The 19,120-nt window shown below is 67.3% G+C and carries 17 protein-coding genes; 7 read left to right on the top strand and 10 right to left on the bottom strand.

Annotation, left to right across the window (positions count from 1 at the left end; translation table 11 throughout):
* Positions 1-31: 31 nt before the first annotated feature.
* The 4 genes from gsiB to AT699_RS07425 all read right to left on the bottom strand — a co-directional run bounded on the left by gsiB (position 32) and on the right by AT699_RS07425 (position 5,436).
* Positions 32-1,585 carry a glutathione ABC transporter substrate-binding protein GsiB gene (gsiB, locus tag AT699_RS07440; protein WP_006389336.1) on the bottom strand — a complete coding sequence of 518 codons (1,554 nt, stop codon included), beginning with the start codon at positions 1,583-1,585 and terminating at the stop codon, positions 32-34.
* A 65-nt stretch (positions 1,586-1,650) separates the two neighbouring features.
* On the bottom strand, positions 1,651-3,537 hold the full coding sequence (locus tag AT699_RS07435; protein ID WP_024068130.1) for a dipeptide ABC transporter ATP-binding protein: 1,887 nt from the start codon (positions 3,535-3,537) through the stop codon (positions 1,651-1,653).
* Between the two features lie 46 nt (positions 3,538-3,583).
* Complete coding sequence (locus AT699_RS07430) at positions 3,584-4,564, bottom strand: isoaspartyl peptidase/L-asparaginase family protein (protein WP_024068129.1); 981 nt, start codon at positions 4,562-4,564, stop codon at positions 3,584-3,586.
* A complete protein-coding gene (locus AT699_RS07425) occupies positions 4,561-5,436 on the bottom strand; it encodes a MurR/RpiR family transcriptional regulator (RefSeq protein WP_006389333.1) in 876 nt (291 codons plus the stop codon). Before AT699_RS07425 ends, AT699_RS07430 begins: the two co-directional genes overlap by 4 nt.
* A gap of 188 nt (positions 5,437-5,624) precedes the next feature.
* Between AT699_RS07425 and AT699_RS07420 the strand changes: the two genes are divergently transcribed.
* Positions 5,625-6,083 carry a GNAT family N-acetyltransferase gene (locus tag AT699_RS07420; RefSeq protein ID WP_024068128.1) on the top strand — a complete coding sequence of 153 codons (459 nt, stop codon included), beginning with the start codon at positions 5,625-5,627 and terminating at the stop codon, positions 6,081-6,083.
* 77 nt (positions 6,084-6,160) lie between these two features.
* Here the strand turns inward: AT699_RS07420 and AT699_RS07415 are convergent, their stop codons facing one another.
* The 3 genes from AT699_RS07415 to AT699_RS07405 form a co-directional block, all read right to left on the bottom strand.
* Positions 6,161-6,814 (bottom strand): CoA transferase subunit B, encoded by a 654-nt coding sequence (locus AT699_RS07415; RefSeq protein WP_006389331.1) that lies wholly within the window; start codon positions 6,812-6,814, stop codon positions 6,161-6,163.
* Between the two features lie 12 nt (positions 6,815-6,826).
* Complete coding sequence (locus AT699_RS07410; RefSeq protein ID WP_006389330.1) at positions 6,827-7,525, bottom strand: CoA transferase subunit A; 699 nt, start codon at positions 7,523-7,525, stop codon at positions 6,827-6,829.
* 297 nt (positions 7,526-7,822) lie between these two features.
* Complete coding sequence (locus tag AT699_RS07405; RefSeq protein ID WP_024068127.1) at positions 7,823-8,272, bottom strand: acyl-CoA thioesterase; 450 nt, start codon at positions 8,270-8,272, stop codon at positions 7,823-7,825.
* 112 nt (positions 8,273-8,384) lie between these two features.
* Between AT699_RS07405 and AT699_RS07400 the strand changes: the two genes are divergently transcribed.
* The 6 genes from AT699_RS07400 (at position 8,385) to aptA (ending at position 14,881) form a co-directional block, all read left to right on the top strand.
* Complete coding sequence (locus tag AT699_RS07400) at positions 8,385-10,031, top strand: electron transfer flavoprotein-ubiquinone oxidoreductase (RefSeq protein WP_006389328.1); 1,647 nt, start codon at positions 8,385-8,387, stop codon at positions 10,029-10,031.
* Positions 10,032-10,044: 13 nt separating this feature from the next.
* Positions 10,045-10,890, top strand: a complete 846-nt coding sequence (locus AT699_RS07395; protein WP_024068126.1) for an NAD-dependent epimerase/dehydratase family protein — start codon at positions 10,045-10,047, stop codon at positions 10,888-10,890.
* A 71-nt stretch (positions 10,891-10,961) separates the two neighbouring features.
* Positions 10,962-12,080, top strand: a complete 1,119-nt coding sequence (locus AT699_RS07390; RefSeq protein WP_024068125.1) for a cytochrome P450 family protein — start codon at positions 10,962-10,964, stop codon at positions 12,078-12,080.
* Positions 12,077-12,421 (top strand): antibiotic biosynthesis monooxygenase family protein, encoded by a 345-nt coding sequence (locus AT699_RS07385; RefSeq protein ID WP_024068124.1) that lies wholly within the window; start codon positions 12,077-12,079, stop codon positions 12,419-12,421. Before AT699_RS07390 ends, AT699_RS07385 begins: the two co-directional genes overlap by 4 nt.
* Before the next feature lie 50 nt (positions 12,422-12,471).
* Positions 12,472-13,353: a GntR family transcriptional regulator gene (locus tag AT699_RS07380; RefSeq protein WP_024068123.1), complete on the top strand. Its 882-nt coding sequence runs from the start codon at positions 12,472-12,474 to the stop codon at positions 13,351-13,353.
* Positions 13,354-13,546: 193 nt separating this feature from the next.
* Entirely contained in the window at positions 13,547-14,881 is a 1,335-nt protein-coding gene (gene aptA, locus AT699_RS07375) for an omega-aminotransferase AptA (RefSeq protein ID WP_024068122.1), read from the top strand.
* A 38-nt stretch (positions 14,882-14,919) separates the two neighbouring features.
* Here aptA and ltaE read toward each other — a convergent pair whose 3' ends face one another.
* From ltaE to acs, 3 genes are all read right to left on the bottom strand, one after another.
* A complete protein-coding gene (gene ltaE, locus AT699_RS07370) occupies positions 14,920-15,930 on the bottom strand; it encodes a low-specificity L-threonine aldolase (protein WP_024068121.1) in 1,011 nt (336 codons plus the stop codon).
* Positions 15,931-15,972: 42 nt separating this feature from the next.
* Positions 15,973-16,860, bottom strand: coding sequence for a DMT family transporter (locus tag AT699_RS07365; RefSeq protein ID WP_085941828.1), 888 nt, complete (start codon positions 16,858-16,860; stop codon positions 15,973-15,975).
* Between the two features lie 152 nt (positions 16,861-17,012).
* The gene (acs, locus tag AT699_RS07360; RefSeq protein ID WP_006389321.1) at positions 17,013-18,992 is read right to left on the bottom strand and encodes an acetate--CoA ligase; all 1,980 of its coding nucleotides are present in this window, start codon (positions 18,990-18,992) and stop codon (positions 17,013-17,015) included.
* Positions 18,993-19,120 lie beyond the last annotated feature (128 nt).

Genomic DNA, 19,120 nt, shown 5'->3' with positions numbered 1-19,120 from the left:
CCGAACGGCCCCGTGAGTTACCGCCGCGCGATTACTGCTTCAGGTCGATGTCGCCGAACCAGAACGAGGTGTCCGGTTCCACGTACACGCCCGACAGGTTCTTCGACTTGACGTACAGGTTGTTCTGGGTCACCAGGAAGGCCCACGGGGCGTCCTTCCAGATGGTTTCCTGAACGTTCTTGTAGATCTCGGTCTTCTTGGCGCGGTCGGTCGTGGCCAGGGCTTGCTGGATGCCGTCGTCAACCGACTTGTTCGAGTAGTACGACACGTTGTTGAGCACCGGCGGGAAAGCCGCGGTGGTCAGCAGCGGACGCAGGCCCCAGTCGGCTTCGCCGGTCGAGGACGACCAGCCGGCGTAGTACATGCGGACCTTGGCGTCTTCAGGCTTTTGCACCTGTTGCACGCGCTGCACGCGCTGGCCCGATTCCAGCACTTCCACCGACACCTTGATGCCGACTTGCGCCAGTTGCTGCTGCAGGAACTGCACCACCTTCACCGAGGTGCCGTCGTTGTAGGCGGACCAGAGCTGGCTTTCGAAGCCGTTGGGGTAGCCGGCTTCGGCCAGCAGGGCCTTGGCCTTCTTGATGTCGTACGGCCACGGGCCGGTCTTGTGGGCGAAGTCCACGCCTTGCGGCACGACGCCATCGACGATGGTGGCGTAGCCCGAGAAAGCGACCTTGGCCAGGGCTTCCTTGTTGATGGCGTAGTTGATGGCTTCACGCACCTTGACGTTGTCGAACGGCTTTTGCTGCGTGTTCATCGACAGGTAGCGGGCCATGATCGAGTTCTTGTGGTCGACCACATCCAGCTTGTCGTTCTTGGACAGCACGGCGGCCTGCTCGAACGGCACCGGGAAAGCGAATTGCGCTTCGCCCGTCTGCACCACGGCGGCGCGGGTGTTGTTGTCGGTCACGGTGCGGAAGGTCAGGGTGTCGACCTTCGGGTAGCCCTTCTTCCAGTAACCGTCGAACTTCTTGACCTTCAGGTATTCGGCCGGTTTCCATTCGACGAATTCGAACGGGCCGGTGCCGACCGGGTGGAAGCCGATTTCCTTGCCGTACTTGGCCAGGGCGGCCGGCGAGATCATCATGGCGGCCGGGTGGGCCAGCGCGTTGATGAAGGCCGAGAACGGCTTCTTCAGCGTGATCTTGACGGTCAGCGGGTCGACCACTTCGGTCTTCTCGATGACGCTGAACTGGATGTAGCGCGACAGGCGGTTGTCGGGGTTGGCCGGACGGTCGAAGTTGATCTTGACGGCTTCGGCGTTGAACGGCGTGCCGTCATGGAACTTGACGCCATCGCGCAGCTTGAAGGTGTACACCAGGCCGTCTTCGCTGACGGTGTAGTCGGTGGCCAGCACCTTCTGGACCTTCAGGTCCTTGTCGAACTCGAACAGGCCTTCGTAGTAGGCCTTGCCGGCCGCCTGGTTCAGCGTGCTGTTGGTGTTGTACGGATCGAGCGTTTCCAGCGCGATGGAGACGGCAAACGTCACGTCCTTGGCAGCATGCGCCAGCGGCGAGGTGAGCACGCCGAAGGCCACCGCGGCGGCGGCCATCAGCTTGGTGGGGCGCAGAACTTTCATCATTGCAACTCCTGGTTCCGTGAGGAATTAGGGGGTTTGGTGGAAGAAAAACAAGTACGACAACTGACTCAATACGCTCCGCCGACCGCATGGCGGGCGACGAAGTGATCGGTTCCTACCTGTACCAGCGGTTGCACCACCGGCTCGTCGCCGAGCTTGCGGATCGGGCTGGGGATTTCATCGGACAGCAAGGTGCGCTTCATGTGGCGGCGCGCCGGATCGGCGATCGGCACGGCCGCCATCAGCTTCTTGGTGTACGGGTGCTGCGGGTTCTCGAAAATGGCCCGGCGCGGGCCGATCTCGACGATCTGCCCCAGGTACATCACGGCCACGCGATGGCTGACGCGCTCGACCACGGCCATGTCGTGAGAAATGAACAGGAACGAAATGCCCATGTCGCGCTGCAGGTCGATCAGCAGGTTGACGATCTGCGCCTGGATCGACACGTCCAGCGCCGACACCGATTCGTCCGCGATCACGACCTTGGGGTTCAGGGCCAGGGCGCGCGCGATACAGATGCGCTGGCGCTGGCCGCCGGAGAATTCATGCGGATAGCGCTGCGCCATCTCGGGCGGCAGGCCGACGCGCTCGAGCAGTTCGGCCACGCGCCGCTCAGCCTCCTTGCCCTTGGCCACGCCGTGCACCAGCAGCGGTTCCATGATCGAGAAACCGACCGTGACGCGCGGGTCGAGCGAGGCGAACGGATCCTGGAACACGAACTGGATGTCGCGGCGCAGGGATTGCAGTTCGGATGTCTTCAGGCGCACGATGTCGCGCCCGCCGAAGCGGATCTCGCCGCCCTGGCTTTCGACCAGGCGCAGCAGCGAGCGGCCGGTGGTGGACTTGCCGCAACCGGACTCGCCCACCAGCGACAGCGTCTCGCCCGGGTACAGGTCGAAGCTGACCTTCTCGACGGCATGCACGCGGCGCTGCACGCGGCTCATGATGCCGCCGCGCAGATCGAAGCGCGTCACCAGATTGCGCACGCTCAGGATGGGCTCGCGACGCTCGGCCGGCACTTCCTGGGTGCTGGCGGCGCCGGGCTCGGCCACCGGCTGGGCACGGCCGTCCACCTGCAACAGCGGGAAACGCGCCGGCAGGTCGGTGCCCTGCATCGCGCCCAGCTTCGGCACGGCCGACAGCAACGCCTTGGTATAGGCGTGCTGGGGCGTGGCGAACACCGACGCCGACGGGCCTTCCTCGACCTTGTCGCCGCGGTACATGACCAGCACGCGATCGGCCACTTCGGCCACCACGCCCATGTCGTGGGTGATGAACACCACGCCCATGTGCATTTCTTCCTGCAGCTGACGGATCAGTTGCAGGATCTGCGCCTGGATGGTGACGTCCAGCGCGGTGGTGGGCTCGTCGGCGATCAGCAGCGCCGGCTTGCAGGCCAGTGCCATGGCGATCATGACGCGCTGGCGCATGCCGCCCGACAACTGGTGCGGGTAGCGGTCCAGCACCGACTTGGCTTCCGGAATGCGCACCTGTTCCAGCATGCGCAGGGCTTCGGCGCGCGAGGCCGCGGCGTCCATGCCCTGGTGCTCGCGAATCGATTCGGCGATCTGGTCGCCGGCCGTGAACACCGGGTTCAGGGAGGTCATCGGCTCCTGGAAGATCATCGCCATGTCGGCGCCGCGCACGTTGCGCATGGTGCGCTGGTTGGCGCCGACCAGGTCGATCACGGAACCGTTGCGCCGGCGCAGGGCCATGCTGCCCTGGGCGATGCGGCCGCCGCCATGTTCCACCAGGCGCATCAGCGCCAGCGACGTCACCGACTTGCCCGAACCCGATTCGCCCACGATGGCCAGGGTCTCGCCCCGGTCCACATGGAACGACAGGTTGCGCACGGCTTCGACCGTGCGCTCCGAACCCACGAAGCGCACCGTCAGGTCGTCGACCTGGACCACGCGGTTATCCGGCAGCGCCAGGCTGTTTGCGCGATCAACCATATCTCTAGTAATCCCCAAAACTGACAAAAACGAAGCCCGCCGCCGCTCAGCGGTAGATGGCGGTGACCGGCTTCTCGCCGACGCGGGCGTAACCGCGGTACATGCCTTCCGTGTTGAACGGCAAGGCCACATTGCCCTTGGCGTCGACGGCCACCAGGCCGCCCTTGCCGCCGATGGTGGGCAGTTTTTCCATGACGACACGGTTCGCCGCCGTTTCCAGCGACGCGCCGCAATATTCCATCTGGGCCGCCACGTCATAGGCGGCGACCATGCGGATGAACATCTCGCCGGTGCCCGTGGTGGACACGGCGCAGGTCTGGTTGCTGGCGTAGGTGCCGGCGCCGATCAGCGGCGCGTCGCCGACGCGGCCGACCTGCTTGTTGGTGATGCCGCCGGTGGAGGTGGCCGCGGCCAGGTTGCCCTGCGCGTCCACCGCCACGGCGCCCACGGTGCCGAACTTCTTGTCGGAATCCAGCGGATCCGCCGGCGCCGGCTGGCCGCGCGCGACCATGGCCTGGCCGTCGTGGTCCAGCACCGCCGCTTCCGGCGTTTCGCGCTGCACGCGCAGCAACTGCTCGCGGCGCGCCTCGGTGGAGAAGTACGACGGGTCGACGATTTCCAGGCCGGCGTCCTTGGCGAAGGTTTCGGCGCCCTCGCCCACGAACAGCACGTGCTTGCTGGTTTCCATGACCTTGCGCGCGGCGAACACCGGGTTGCGCACGCAGTTGACGTTGGCGATGGCGCCCGAACGCAGCGTGGCGCCGTCCATGATGGCGGCGTCCAGCTCATGGGTGCCGGCGCTGGTGAACACGGCGCCATGGCCGGCGTTGAACAGCGGGCAATCTTCCAGGAGGCGCACGGCTTCGGTGACCGCGTCCAGCGCGCTGCCGCCACGGGCCAGCACGGCCTGGCCGGCGGTCAGGATGGATTCGAGCGCGCTCAGGTATTCCTGCTCTTTCTCGGGCGACATGGCCGCGCGGGACATCGCGCCGGCGCCACCGTGAATCGCGATCACGGGTTGAATCATCGTTTACCTACTCCATGGATGAGCCACGGCATCACGGACTGGGTCACCCCAGCGGCGGCCGCGACGGAATTCTTGGCCCGATAGGCCACCGCCGCCGACAGGGCCTCGATCAGGCCCAGCGCGGCGGTTTCGGAATTGGGGATCAGCTGGCGCGTGGACACGGCGTACAGCACCACCGACGCGGTCGGCGCCAGCGGCGAGGTGGGCTTGTCGGTCAGCACCAGCACCGGCACGCCGGCCTGCTTGGCGGCGCCCGCCAGGGTCACGGTGTCGGCCAGGTAGCGCGGAAAGCCGATCGCGATGACCAGATCCTTGCTGGTCATGCGCGACATCTGGCGCGCCGCATGCGATACGCCGCCCGGACCGGCCAGCGACTCGACCGAATGCAGGTGCATGCACAGGCCGCGCTGCAGCATGCCGGCCAGGAAACCACTGGCGCCGAAGCCGATGATGAAGACGCGGTCGGCGGCCAGGATGGCCTGGACCGCCTGTTCACAGGCGGCGGCGTCCAGGCTCTGCAGGTTGCGCTGGGCGTTGCGGATGTCTTCTTCGAGCGTGGCGGCGAAGATCTGCACCGCGCTGGCCGAATGCGCCAGCTCGGTGCGCAGCTTCTCGACCGGCTCCAGCGCGGCTTCGAAGCCACGCGCCAGTTCGGCGCGGAATTGCGGATAGCCTGGCAGGTCCAGGGCGCGCGCGAACCGGTTGGCGGTCGCCACCGACACCCCCGCCGCCGCCGCGAATTCGTCGATGGTCATCGTGGCCACGCGGAACTGGTGCGCCAGGACGTACTCGGCCATCTTGTGCTGCTTGCGGCTCAGCGCGGGCTGGGCCCGGGCGATCCGATCAGCAATCGTGAGTGCGGCCTTGTTCATCGAAAGTGGGAGGGGGAGCGTAGCGGGGGTTTATGTAAATCTGTTTACACGCAAATTTTAGATAAGAAAATTCATTTTCATACTAAGGGTATACCCGTGAATTTATGTAACAGTGCATCAAAAGAAACGGGGTCGGTTTGAGGTACGCTAACCGCCCTGCCCCACCCACCCTTTTCGGACTATCTCGAATGCCCGCCTGGACCTGCAAACCCCACGCCGAACTGACCCTGGCCGAGCTGTACGCCGTGCTGCGCCTGCGCTCGGAAGTCTTCGTGGTGGAACAGAATTGCGTCTTCCTCGACCTGGACGGCAAGGACCTGCTGGGGCAGACGGAACACCTGATGGCATGGGAAAACGGCGAGCTGCTGGCCTATTGCCGCCTGCTGGAACCGGCGCTCAATGACGGCCAGGCGGTCATAGGCCGCGTCATCACGGCGCCTGCGACACGCGGCACGGGCCTGGGCCACGAGCTGATGCGCCGCGCCAAGGACGAAGTGGCGCGGCTGTGGCCCGGCGCGCCGGTCTACCTGGGCGCGCAGGCCCGGCTCAAGGGCTACTACGGCGGCCACGGCTTCGTGCCGGTGACCGACGAATACATCGAGGACGGCATCCCGCACGTCGGCATGCTGCTGCGGGAATCGGCCTGAACGACCATCCCGGCCGCCACCGTCCCAAATGAAAAACGCCCTTTGCGGGGCGTTATTCATGATGCCTTGGCGGCGGATTACTTGACCGCCGACACGTCCAGCTTGGCGAGCGTCTTGGACTGGATCTCGTCCACGGTGACGCCCGGCGCCGTTTCCAGCAACTTCAGGCCCTTGTCGGTGACTTCCATCACGCCCAGGTCGGTGATGATCAGGTCGACCACGCCCACGCCGGTCAGCGGCAGGTTGCATTCGGGCAGCAGCTTGATGTCCTCGGTGCCGTCCTTCTTCTTGGCCACGTGTTCCATCAGCACGACCACGCGGCCGACACCGGCCACCAGGTCCATCGCGCCGCCCATGCCCTTGACCATCTTGCCCGGGATCATCCAGTTGGCCAGGTCGCCCTTTTCGGACACCTGCATCGCGCCCAGGATGGCCAGGTTGATCTTGCCGCCGCGGATCATCGCGAACGAGTCGGCCGACGAGAAGATCGACGAGCCGGGCAGCGTCGTGACCGTCTGCTTGCCGGCGTTGATCAGGTCGGCGTCGACCTCGGCGTCGGTCGGGAACGGGCCGATGCCCAGCAGGCCGTTTTCGGACTGCAGCCAGACTTCGACGCCCTTGGGCACGTGGTTGGCCACCAGGGTCGGCAGGCCGATACCCAGGTTCACGTAAAAACCGTCTTGCAGCTCGCGCGCGGCGCGCGCCGCCATTTCATCGCGGGACCATGCCATGTCGTCTTCTCCTTAGGCCGGGCGAGTGGTGCGTTGTTCGATGCGCTTTTCCGGATTGGCGTTCAGCACGATCCGGTGCACATAGATGCCGGGCAGGTGGATCTGGTCGGGGTCCAGGCTGCCGGTGTCGACGATCTGCTCGACCTCGACCACGGTGAACTTGCCGGCCATCGCCACGTTCGGGTTGAAGTTGCGCGCCGTCTTGCGGAACACCAGGTTGCCGCTGCGGTCGGCGATGTGCGCCTTGACCAGCGACACGTCCGGCACCAGCGAGCGTTCCATCACGTATTGCTGGCCGTCGAATTCGCGGATTTCCTTGCCGTCGGCGACGATGGTGCCCACGCCGGTGCGGGTGAAGAAGGCCGGGATGCCGGCGCCGCCAGCGCGCAGCTTCTCGGCCAGCGTGCCCTGCGGCGTGAATTCGAGCTCGAGTTCGCCCGACAGGTACTGGCGTTCGAATTCCTTGTTCTCGCCCACGTACGACGCGATCATCTTGCGGACCTGGCGTGTATTGAGCAGCTGGCCCAGGCCGAAGCCGTCGACGCCCGCGTTGTTGCTGACGCACGTAAGATCCTTCACGCCCGAATCGCGCAGCGCGGCGATCAGGGCCTCGGGAATGCCGCAGAGGCCGAAACCGCCGACGGCGATCATCTGGCCGTCCTTGACGATGCCTGCCAGCGCCTCCTGGGCGCTTGCAAAAACCTTGTCCATCGCTCCAACTCCTAGTTAAGGTCGAACTGAAGAGAGTCCGCCCGCCTGCCGGAACGCATGCCTCGCGAAGGAGGCGGGCGATCCAGGGTGGACCCTGTTTTACTTGGGGCGCGGCTGCCGGTTTCGCGGCCCGGCGGCATCGCGGCGTGGCCCGATGCCTGCTGGTTCGCGGCGCCGAGGGTGGCGCGCCCTGTCATTCGTATTGTGGTTCTGTCGTGGATTTTAACGGCATGGCCGGCAAATGCGGGCGCCGTTTCAAACGCCGCATTGAAGTCGGACTGCCGCCGCTCCCTTGCACTAGGCGGCCGGCCGGAACTGCGTGGCCATTTTCGCCAGCACTTCGGGCGGCCACGGGGCGGACGTATTGGCCACGTAATCCATCCACACCAGTACGTTGCGGCCGCGGGCGTATGGGCCGCCATCATCGCCGACCTTCTCGAGCAGCAGCTCGAATTCGGCGCTGGAACGGCCGATACGCGTCACCTTGTGCGTCACGCGCACGGTCGCCGGATAGGTCAACGGGCGCAGGAAATCGCAGGATGCGTGGGCCAGAATGGCGCCGTCGTCGGCCGGCAATTCGAAGCCCGCGTCATACAGGATCTGCATGCGCGCCTCTTCCATGAGGCGGAAATACAGCGTGTTGTTGAGATGGTTCAAGGCGTCGGAATCGCCCCAACGCAAAGGCAAATCCACCTGGTGGGTATCGCCCACCGTCAGAATCCGCGCAGACAGTGTGTCCGGGTTCACCAAATACTCCTGATGGCTGAAAGAAATGCGAAGACGTGCAAGGTCTCCGCCTGCAATACAATCGCCGATAATACTTCCAGCCATATATGGAATACATACGGGGAGCTTTGCAATGTCTGAACGCGAGTCGATGGAATATGACGTGGTCGTGGTTGGCGGGGGTCCCGCCGGTCTGGCCACCGCTATCCGTCTGAAGCAGCTGGCCGCTGAAAAGAACCAGGAAATCGGCGTCTGCGTCCTGGAAAAAGGCGCCGAGCTGGGCGCCCACATCCTGTCCGGCGCCGTGATGGACCCGCTGGCGCTGACCGAACTGATCCCCGACTGGAAGGACAAGGGCGCGCCGCTGAACGTACCCGTGACGCAGGACAAGTTCCTGTTCCTGTCCGAGAACGGCGCGCGCGCCACGCCCAACTGGCTGCTGCCGCCCTGTTTCCACAATGAAGGCAACTACATCGTCCGCCTGGGCGACGTGGTCAAGTGGCTGGGCGAACAGGCCGAGGCGCTGGGCGTCGAGATCTTCCCGGGCTTTGCCGCGGTCGAGGTGCTGTACGACGAGAACGGCGCCGTGCGCGGCGTGGCTACCGGCGACATGGGCGTGGCCCGCGACGGCAGCCACACCGCCCACTACCAGCCCGGCATGGAACTGCACGCGCGCTACACGGTGTTCGCCGAAGGCGCGCGCGGCCAGCTCGGCCGCCAGTTGATCGAACGCTACAAGCTCGACGACGGCCGCGACCCGCAGGCCTACGGCATCGGCATCAAGGAAATGTGGGAGGTCGACCCGGCCCAGTCCAAGCCCGGCCTGGTGATCCACACCGCCGGCTGGCCGCTGGACGCCGACACCTACGGCGGCTCGTTCCTCTATCACCTGGACAACAATCTGGTCGCGGTCGGCATGATCGTCGGCCTGGACTACGCCAACCCCTGGCTGTCGCCGTTCGACGAATTCCAGCGCTACAAGACCCACCCCGCCATCCGCGGCACGTTCGAAGGCGGCAAGCGCATTGCCTACGGCGCGCGCGCCATCACCGCCGGCGGCCTGCTGTCGCTGCCCAAGCTGACGTTCCCCGGCGGCGTGCTGGTCGGCTGTGAGGCCGGCTTCCTGAACGCCTCGCGCATCAAGGGCAGCCACGCCGCCATCAAGTCCGGCAAGCTGGCAGCCGAAGCCGCGTTCGACGCGCTGGTGGCCGACCGCCGCCACGACGAACTGGCGGCCTATCCGGAAGCCTTCAAGAATTCCTGGCTGCACGCCGAACTGAACAAGGCGCGCAACTTCAAGCAGTGGTTCAAGAAGGGCCGCACCGTGGCCACGCTGATGACCGGCATCGAGCAACTGGTGTTCAAGGGCAAGATGCCCTGGACGCTGCGCCACAGCAAGCCGGATCACGCCTGCCTGCAGCCGGCCTCGCAGTGCGCCCGCATCGACTATCCCAAGCCCGACGGCAAGCTGACCTTCGACAAGCTCAGCTCGGTGTTCATCTCCAACACCAACCATGACGAGAACGAACCCGTCCACCTGACGCTGAAGGATCCCTCGGTGCCGGTGCAGGTCAACCTGGCCAAGTACGGCGGCCCGGAATCGCGCTACTGTCCGGCCGGCGTCTACGAGTTCGTCAAGGACGATCACGGCGACGATCGCCTGCAGATCAACGCGCAGAACTGCGTGCACTGCAAGACCTGCGACATCAAGGACCCGACCCAGAACATCGTCTGGGTGGCGCCGCAAGGCGGCGAAGGGCCGGTCTACAGCGGCATGTAGCAGGCGCCCGGCCATGGCGGAACGCGTGCTGTTCATCGGTTGCGGCGATCTCGGCCAACGCGCCGCGCGCCGCCTGCTGGCGCGCGGCGACGCGGTCTACGCGCTGCGCCGCCATCCACCGGCGCACGACAGCAGCGGCATCCACTGGCTGCAAGGCGACATCACCCGCCCCGACGGCCTGCCGGCCTTGCCGGCGGGCATCACCCGCGTGATCCATGTGGCCACCGCCGGCGCGCGCGATCCGGCCGCCTATCGCGGCGTGTTCGTCGACGGACTGAACCACGTGCTGGATGCGCTCGACACGAACCGGGTCGAGCGCATCGTGTTCGTGTCATCCAGCGCGGTGTACGGCGAACATCACGGCGACTGGGTCGACGAAGACACCCCGACGGCGCCCCAGGGCTTCAACGGCCGCATCCTGCTCGAGGCCGAAGCGACGCTTGCCGCGCGCGCGATCCCGCACACTACCTTGCGGTTTGCGGGCCTCTACGGTCCCGGCCGCTTCCAGTTGCTCGAGCGGTTGCGCGCGGGCAAGGCCAGCGCGCCGGTCGAGCCGCCGCACTGGGCCAATCGCATCCACATCGACGACGCCGCGGCCGCCATCGCGCACGTGGCGTTGCTGCCGGAGGCATCGCCGGTCTACATCGGCTGCGACGACACCCCCCTGCCGCTGCATGAACTCTATGCCGAACTGGCGCGGATGATCGGCGCGCCTTTGCCAGCCGACGGCCCGGCGCCCGCGGGCGTGGGCAGCAAGAAGCTCAGCAACGCCCGCCTGCGCGCCAGCGGGCTGGCGCTGCAATGGCCGGACTCGCGCGCCGGCTACGCCGCGCTGCTGGCCGACAGCATGCAGGCATAGTTCGGCCGCGGCCGAATTGTCGAGGGCGCGACGCGGCGATACTGGCCTGCCCTCCACCCGCCGCGCCGCCCATGTCCACGCCTTTCCCGACCGATCCGCTGCAGGCGGTCACGCACGCCGATCCCTATCCCTATTACGCCGCCCTGGCCCGCGACCGGCCGCTGTACCGGGACGCCCGGCTGGGCCTGTGGGTGGCCAGCGCCCCGGGGACGATCCGCGACATCATGCGTCATCCCGCCGCCCGCGTGCGGCCCATGGCCGAGCCGGTGCCCAGGGGCATCGCCGCGGGACCGGCGGGCCTGCTGTTCGGCCGCTTCCTGCGGATGAACGATGGTCCGCGCCAGGCCCGTCTCAAGGCGTTGTTCCGCGCGTTCCTGGCGCGGCAGGCGCCGCTGGCGCCCGCGCCCGACTGGCCGCGGCTGGAGATGGACACCGGATCGGCCGGCGCCATCGACCGCTACCTGCATGCCGCGCCCGTTTTTGCGCAAGCCTGTGCCCTCGGACTGCCCGGCGCCGTGGCCGCCGACTGCGCGCGCGAGGTCGGCGCGTTCCTCGCGGCCCTGCCGCCGGCCGCGCCTGAAGACCGGGTCGCCGCAGGGCACACGGCCGCCGAGCGCCTCCTGGCACGGTTGGGCGCCCACCTGGACGATCGCGCCGCCAGCCCGGCCTTGCGCGAGCTGCGCGGCCAGGGCGCCGATGCCGGCCTGGAGCCGGCGCTGCTGCCCGCCAATCTGGCGGGCCTGCTGTTCCAGTCCTGTGAAGCCGGCGCCGGCCTGCTGGGCAATGCGCTGCTACGGGCGGGCCGCCAGCGCGCCGGCGCCGCCCTGACGCTGGCGCAGGCATGGGAACTGGTCGACGCGACGCTGCGGCACGATCCTCCCATTCACAACACCCGCCGCTTCCTGGCCGGCCCCATCGAACTGGAAGGCCAGCTCATGCAGGCCGGCGAGACCGTGCTGCTGGTGCTGGCCGCGGCGGCCATGGCGCAGCCCGAGGCGCACTGGACCTTCGGCGCCCAGGGCCATGCATGCCCCGGGCGCGACGCGGCGCGCCGCGATGCGGCCGGCGCGCTGGTCCATCTGCTGCGGGCCGGCGTCGACGACGCCGCCCTGGTGGCGCGCTTTCGCTACCGCCCCCTGCCCAATGCCCGCATTCCCCAATTTGATTTCACCGAGGAGCCCACCCCATGATCGCCGTGATATTCGAAGTCGAACCCGCCGCCGGCGACCCCGCGCCCTATCTGAACATCGCCGCGGGCCTGATCGACGAACTGAAGACGATCGACGGTTTCATCTCGGTCGAACGCTTCCAGAGCCTGGCCACGCCGGGCAAGCTGCTGTCGCTGTCGTTCTGGCGCGACGAAGATGCGGTCAAGCGCTGGCGCACGCTGGAATCCCACCGCCGCGCCCAGGAGGCAGGACGGGGCGGCGTGTTCGCCAACTATCGCCTGCGCGTCGCCCAGGTGCTGCGCGACTACGGCATGCAGGAACGCGACCAGGCGCCGGGCGACAGCCGCACCCGCCATGGCTGACGGCGCGCCGGTCCGTTACCATTGCTGCTCCGTCGCTGCCACGCCCGTCCATGCCGCCTGCCGCTTCCGCCCGCCCCACTGCGCTTCAAGTCGATCTGGCGCGCCTGATCGCGCAGGACATCGTGGCGCGGCGCCACGCCCCCGGCGCCCACCTGTCCGAGGAAGCGTTGGCGGCAGGCTACGAGGTCTCGCGCACGCCGGTGCGCGGCGCGCTCAGGCTGCTGGCCGCGCAGGGATTGATCACGCACCGCCCCAACAGCGGCTACACCGTGGCCGAAAACGCCGCCTTGGCCTCGCCCGCGATCACCGGTGCGGGTCCGACCCAGGATGAACTCTACCGCCGCCTGATCGCCGACCGCGCCACGCGCGCATTGCCCGAGCAGTTCACGGAACGCGAGCTGCTGCAGCGCTATCCCGCGCCCCGCAGTGTGCTGGCCAAGGCCCTGCTGCAATTGTCGGCCGACGGCCTGCTTGAAAAACGCAAGGGCCACGGCTGGCAGTTCGCGCCATCGCTGGAAAACCGCGAAGCGCTCGACGAAAGCTACCGCTACCGCATGATCATCGAATGCGCCGGCCTGCTGGAGCCGACCTTCAAGCTCGACCGCGACGCCCTGGCGCGCATGCGCGCGGCCCACGAAGCGCTGGTCCAGCGCGGCGATGGCGAGATCTCGGCCACCGAATTCTTCGGCCTGAATGCCTCGTTCCACGAAATGCTGGCGCGCTGCTCCGGCAACCGCTACATCCTGCAGGCGGTGCAGCAGCAGAACCAGCTGCGCCGGCTGGAGGAACACGCCGCGTTCCACCGCGATGCGCGCTTTCTCGATTCCAGCAACGAGCACCTGCGCATCATCGCCGCGCTGGAGGCCGGCGACCAGGAAGGCGCCTCGCAACTCATGCGCGAACACCTGAAGACCTCGCTGCGGCAATCCTGATCCCCCTCGCGGGCCATCGCTCCGTCTTTTTCCGTTCCACCTTCTTCGTCTACGCATTTGCCAGCGGGCGCCCCTCCGCGGGGAATCCGGTGACGACGGTCGCGCCAGATTCGGCCTCGCACGCCACAAATTGTATTTTTATTTTTATTAATACAAAATAGGCACACCTGAACTCCCTTGAAGCAGGAAGCCCATGTCCTCGTCCGCGCCTCTTTCGTCGTCTCCCCTCAATACCGACGCCTATTGGATGCCCTTCACCGCCAACCGGCGCTACAAGCGCGATCCGGTGCTGTTCAGCGCGGCCGAGGGCATGCACTACATCCGCCCCGACGGCCGCCGCGTGCTGGACGGCATCGCCGGCCTGTGGTGCGTCAACGCTGGCCATCGGCGCCCGGAGATCATCGAGGCCATCGCGCGCACCGCCCACGACCTGGACTATGCGCCGTCGTTCCAGATGAGCCATCCACAGGCGTTCGAGCTGGCCGAAAGGCTGTGCCAGCAAGCGCCGGCCGGCTACTCGCAGGTGTTCTTTTCGAACTCCGGTTCCGAAGCGGTCGACACCGCCCTCAAGATCGCGCTGGGCTATCACCGCGCGCGCGGCGAAGGCCAGCGCGTGCGCCTGATCGGCCGCGAACGTTCGTATCACGGGGTGGGCTTCGGCGGCCTGTCGGTGTCGGGCATCGGCGGGCATCGCAAGCCCTTCGGCAACCTGCTGCCCTATGTCGACCACCTGCCGCATACCTATGACCGCGAACAGATGGCCTACAGCCGCGGCCAACCGGACTGGGGCGCGCACCTGGCCGATGCGCTCGAACGCATCGTCGCGCTGCATGACGCCTCGACCATCGCCGCCGTCATCGTCGAACCGGTGGCGGGTTCCACCGGCGTGCTGGTGCCGCCGCGCGGCTACCTGCAGAAGCTGCGCGAGATCTGCGACCGGCACGGCATCCTGCTGATCTTCGACGAAGTCATCAGCGCCTTCGGCCGCGTCGACGGCGCCTTCGCCTCGGCCCATTTCGGCGTCACGCCGGACCTCATCACCAGCGCCAAGGGCCTGACCAACGGCGCCATCCCGATGGGCGCCACGCTGGTGCGCCAGCACGTCCACGACGCCTTCATGCAAGGCCCAGACAACGCCATCGAACTGGCCCATGGCTACACCTACTCGGGCCATCCGGTGGCGTGCGCGGCCGCCCTGGCCACGCTCGACATCTGCCATCGCGAAGGCTTGTTCCAGCGCAGCCGCGAACTCGGACGCTATTGGGAAGACGCGGCCCACAGCCTCAAGGGCCTGCCCCACGTGGTGGATATCCGCAACATCGGCCTGCTGGCCGCGATCGAACTGGCGCCCGAGGCCGGCAAGCCCGGTCAGCGCGGCTATGCGGCGCACCAGGCCTGCCTGGAACGCGGCTGCCTGATCCGCGCCGCCGGCGACACCATGCTGCTGTCGCCCCCGCTCATCATCGAGCGCGCGCAGATCGACGAGTTGTTCTCGGTATTGGCCGACGTGCTGCGCGCGGGCGCCTGACGCCAGCCCTCGTGGCCGCGCGGCCGGCCACGGCGGCATCAAGCCAGGTGGCGCGCCACGGCCTCGATCACCCGGCGCACGTCGTCGCTGGACAGGTCCAGGTGCGTCACCATGCGCGTCGGGCCGCCATAGACGGCGCGCATCAGGATGCCGTCGGCCGCCAGCGCGGCGGTCAAGGCATCGCACCGCGCCGGCTCGAACTCCGCGAACACCATGTTGGTGTCCTGGCTCAGCACCCGCACGCCGGCGATGCCGCGCAGTCCTTCGGCCAGCAGGCGCGCGTTGGCGTGGTCTTCGGCCAGGCGCTCGACATTGTGTTCCAGCGCATACAGGCAGGCTGCCGCCAGCACCCCCGATTGGCGCAGGCCGCCGCCCAGCACCTTGCGCCAGCGGCGGGCGCGGGCGATCAGTTCGGCGCTGCCCGCCAGCACGGAGCCGACCGGCGCGCCCAGCCCCTTGGAAAAGCAGATCGACACCGAATCGAACGGCGCGCACATCTCGGCCAGCGGCTTGCCGCTGGCCACCGCCGCGTTGAACACGCGCGCGCCGTCCAGGTGCGTGGCCAGGCCATGGGCGCGGGCCCAGTCGGTGGCGGCACGCACGTAGTCGGCGGGAATCAGCTTGCCGTGGAACGTGTTTTCCAGCGCCAGCAGGCGGGTGCGGGCAAAGTGGGGATCGCCTTCGGGCTTGAGAGCGGCCGCCAGCTTTTCCAACGGTAGCGTACCGTCCTCGGCGTGTTCGATGGGTTGGGGCTGGATGCTGCCCAGCACCGCCGCGCCGCCGCCTTCGTACTTGTAGGTATGCGCCTGCTGGCCCACAAGATACTCATCGCCCCGCTCGCAATGCGCCATCAGCGCCGCCAGATTGCTCTGCGTGCCCGACGGGAAGAACAGCCCGGCGGCCTTGCCCGCGCGTTCGGCCACGGCTTGCTGCAGCTGGATGACGGTGGGGTCATCGCCCATCACGTCATCGCCCAGCGGCGCGCTGACCATGGCCTGCAACATGGCCGGGGACGGCCGGGTGACGGTATCACTGCGCAAATCGATCATGAAGCTTCCTTGAGGGAAAACGGAATCCGGTAAACGGGCCGGTCAGCCCGCGCGCGCGGCGGGCGCCGCGCGGCTCACGACAAAAATACCGGCAAGGATCAGGGCCATGCCGCCCAGCTCGACGGGCGACGGACGCTCGGAAAGCACCGCCCACGCCATCAGCATCGCCACCACCGGCACGCCCAGGCTGGACAGGCCGGCGATCGAAGCCGGCACGCGCCGCACCACCTGCAGCCACAGCAGCCAGCCGGCCGCCGTGGCGATCAGCACGATATAGACCATGCCGGCCCACAACTGCCAGCCCCACTGCGCCGGGATCTGCGGCACCAGCCACGCCACCGGCGTCATCACCAGCCCGCCGAACAGCATCTGCCAGGCGGTGAAGGTCATCACGTCGGGCGCATGGCGATCGAACATGCGCTTGGACAGCACCGTGCCCACGCCCCAGCACAGGCCGCTGCCCAGTCCCAGCAGCACCGGCCGCAACTCGCCCACGCCGTGCCACGGTTCGATGAACAGCACCAGGCCGATCGCGGCCAGGCCGATGCCGACGCCGTGGCGGGCCGTCGGCCGCTCGCCCAGCAGACCCCACGCGAACAGCACCACCCAGAACGGCATGGTATAGGCCATCAACGACACCTTGCCGACGCCGCCGGACACCAGCGCGGTCTGCACGAAGCCCTGGAAGCCGGCGGTCTGGGTCAGGCCGATCAGCAAGGTCAGCTTCCAGGAGGGCAAGCCGAGCGGCCGCCGAGTGGCGGCGGCCAGCGCGAACAGCACCAGCGCGCCGGTCACGTAGCGCAGCGCCACGAAATCGAAGGGGCCGATGTAGGGCACGATCAGCTTCATCGCGATCCAGCTACCCGCCCACACGAGGATGGTGCTGAACATCAGGGCAAGCCCTGCGCGATCGAAACTGCTGCGGCTCACGGCGGCGTCTCCGGTGGAAGATTGAACGGGAAAACTTGAATGGAAAAAACGACGATGCCCATGCCGGCAAACCGGCATGGGCACCTCACATTATGCTCCCGTCGAGGCGGGAACCGTCCACGCCGTCCGCATGACGGACGGCGCGCCCCGCATTACAGCGGCTTGGACAGCTGTTCCAGGATGGCGGGATTTTCCAGCGTCGACACGTCCTGCGTCACTTCCTCGCCCTTGGCCACCACGCGCAGCAGACGGCGCATGATCTTGCCGGAGCGGGTCTTGGGCAGGTTGTCGCCGAAGCGGATGTCCTTGGGCTTGGCGATCGGGCCGATTTCCTTGGCCACCCAGTCGCGCAGCGTCTTGGCGATGGCCTGGGCGTCGGCGCCTTCGGGACGAGCGCTCTTGAGCACCACGAAGGCCACCACGGCCTCGCCGGTGGTGTCGTCGGGACGGCCGACCACGGCGGCCTCGGCCACCAGTTCGTGCGCGACCAGCGCCGACTCCACCTCCATCGTGCCCAGGCGGTGGCCCGACACGTTCAGCACATCGTCGATGCGGCCCATGATCCAGAAGTAGCCGTCCGCGTCGCGCTGCGCGCCGTCGCCGGCCAGGTAATAACCGCGCAGTTCCGACGGGAAGTAGCTCTTCTTGAAGCGCTCCGGGTCGCCCCAGATGTTGCGGATCATCGCCGGCCACGGGCGCTTGATCACCAGGAAACCGCCATTGCCCTGGTCGACGTCGCCGCCGGTCTCATCGACGATGGCGGCGGCGATGCCCGGCAGCGGCAGCGTGCACGAGCCCGGCTTGGTCGGGGTGGCGCCCGGCAGCGGCGTGATCATGTGGCCGCCGGTCTCGGTCTGCCACCAGGTGTCGACGATGGGGCAGCGCTCGCGGCCGACGTTCTTGTGATACCAGATCCAGGCCTCGGGGTTGATGGGTTCGCCCACCGTGCCGATGATGCGCAGGCTGTCCAGGTCGTACTTGGACGGATGGGTGTCGGGCGCCGCTTCGGCGGCCTTGATCAGCGAGCGGATCGCGGTGGGCGCGGTGTAGAAGGTGGTGACCTTGTGGCGCGCGATCATGTCCCAGAAGCGGCCGGCGTTGGGGAACGTCGGCACGCCTTCGAACACCACCTGCGTCAGGCCCGCGGCCAGCGGGCCGTAGGTGATGTAGGTGTGGCCGGTGACCCAGCCCACGTCGGCCGTGCACCAGTAGACGTCGTCCTTGCGGGCGTCGAAGGTCCACTTGACGGTCAGCAGCGCCCACAGCAGGTAGCCGGCGGACGAATGCTGCACGCCCTTGGGCTTGCCGGTGGAGCCGGACGTGTACAGGATGAACAGCGGATGCTCGGCGTTGACCGGCACCGGTTCGCAGGTGTCGGACTGGCCGGCCTCGACGTCGTGCATCCACAGGTCGCGGCTTTCGTTCCAGGCGATCTTGCCGCCGGTGCGGCGGTAGACGATGACGCGCGTGACGGCGTCGCAGCCGCCCATGGCGATGGCTTCCTCCACCGCCGGCTTGAGCGGGATGGTCTTGCCGCCGCGCACCTGTTCGTCGGCGGTGATGACCAGCGAGGCGCCGACGTCGACGATACGCTCCTGCAGGCTCTTGGCCGAGAAGCCGCCGAACACCACCGAATGCGTCACGCCCAGGCGGGCGCAGGCCTGCATGGCCACCACGGCCTCGATCGACATGGGCATGTAGATGATGGCGCGGTCGCCCTTCTTGTAGCCCAGCTTGGCGATGCCGTTGGCGAAGCGGCACACGCGCGCCAGCAGTTCGCGGTAGCTGACCTTGGTGACCTTGCCGTCATCGGTCTCGAAGATGATGGCGGTCTTGTCGGCGTTGCCGTTGGTCAGGTGCACGTCCAGGCAGTTGGCCGAGACGTTCAGTTCGCCGTCGCCGAACCAGCGGTAGAACGGCGCGTTGGACTCGTCCAGCACCTCGGTGAACGGCTTGGTCCATTGCAGGTTGTCGCGGGCCTGGCCGGCCCAGAAACCGTCGAAATCCTTCTCGACCTGCGCGCACAGCGCGTTGTACGCGTCCATGCTGGGAATCGCGGCGCCCTGCGCCGCGCGCTCGGGCGGCGGGAACACCCGGGTTTCCACCAGTACGGACTCAATAGCATTCGACATGATCTTGTCTCCAATCTGTGATTCTGTTGTTGATGCCGCTTTTATCTGACTGCCACTCGCAACCGTATCGCCGCGCTCTTACGGGCACCTTACGCAAAATACGGGCCATAAGCCCGTATTCCGCAGGA

The sequence above is a fragment of the Achromobacter xylosoxidans genome (assembly GCF_001457475.1).
In the GTDB taxonomy this organism is placed as follows: domain Bacteria; phylum Pseudomonadota; class Gammaproteobacteria; order Burkholderiales; family Burkholderiaceae_B; genus Achromobacter; species Achromobacter xylosoxidans.
Note: the sequence above shows the minus strand (reverse complement) of the source record. Positions and strands in the feature narration are given on the sequence as shown.

Excerpts from the sequence above, each read along its gene's own strand:
- gsiB (WP_006389336.1), bottom strand. The coding sequence starts at position 1,585 with ATGATGAAAGTTCTGCGCCCCACCAAGCTGATGGCCGCCGCCGCGGTG.
- AT699_RS07435 (WP_024068130.1), bottom strand. The coding sequence starts at position 3,537 with ATGGTTGATCGCGCAAACAGCCTGGCGCTGCCGGATAACCGCGTGGTC.
- AT699_RS07430 (WP_024068129.1), bottom strand. The coding sequence starts at position 4,564 with ATGATTCAACCCGTGATCGCGATTCACGGTGGCGCCGGCGCGATGTCC.
- AT699_RS07425 (WP_006389333.1), bottom strand. The coding sequence starts at position 5,436 with ATGAACAAGGCCGCACTCACGATTGCTGATCGGATCGCCCGGGCCCAG.
- AT699_RS07420 (WP_024068128.1), top strand. The coding sequence starts at position 5,625 with ATGCCCGCCTGGACCTGCAAACCCCACGCCGAACTGACCCTGGCCGAG.
- AT699_RS07415 (WP_006389331.1), bottom strand. The coding sequence starts at position 6,814 with ATGGCATGGTCCCGCGATGAAATGGCGGCGCGCGCCGCGCGCGAGCTG.
- AT699_RS07410 (WP_006389330.1), bottom strand. The coding sequence starts at position 7,525 with ATGGACAAGGTTTTTGCAAGCGCCCAGGAGGCGCTGGCAGGCATCGTC.
- AT699_RS07400 (WP_006389328.1), top strand. The coding sequence starts at position 8,385 with ATGTCTGAACGCGAGTCGATGGAATATGACGTGGTCGTGGTTGGCGGG.
- AT699_RS07395 (WP_024068126.1), top strand. The coding sequence starts at position 10,045 with ATGGCGGAACGCGTGCTGTTCATCGGTTGCGGCGATCTCGGCCAACGC.
- AT699_RS07390 (WP_024068125.1), top strand. The coding sequence starts at position 10,962 with ATGTCCACGCCTTTCCCGACCGATCCGCTGCAGGCGGTCACGCACGCC.
- AT699_RS07385 (WP_024068124.1), top strand. The coding sequence starts at position 12,077 with ATGATCGCCGTGATATTCGAAGTCGAACCCGCCGCCGGCGACCCCGCG.
- AT699_RS07380 (WP_024068123.1), top strand. The coding sequence starts at position 12,472 with ATGCCGCCTGCCGCTTCCGCCCGCCCCACTGCGCTTCAAGTCGATCTG.
- aptA (WP_024068122.1), top strand. The coding sequence starts at position 13,547 with ATGTCCTCGTCCGCGCCTCTTTCGTCGTCTCCCCTCAATACCGACGCC.
- ltaE (WP_024068121.1), bottom strand. The coding sequence starts at position 15,930 with ATGATCGATTTGCGCAGTGATACCGTCACCCGGCCGTCCCCGGCCATG.
- acs (WP_006389321.1), bottom strand. The coding sequence starts at position 18,992 with ATGTCGAATGCTATTGAGTCCGTACTGGTGGAAACCCGGGTGTTCCCG.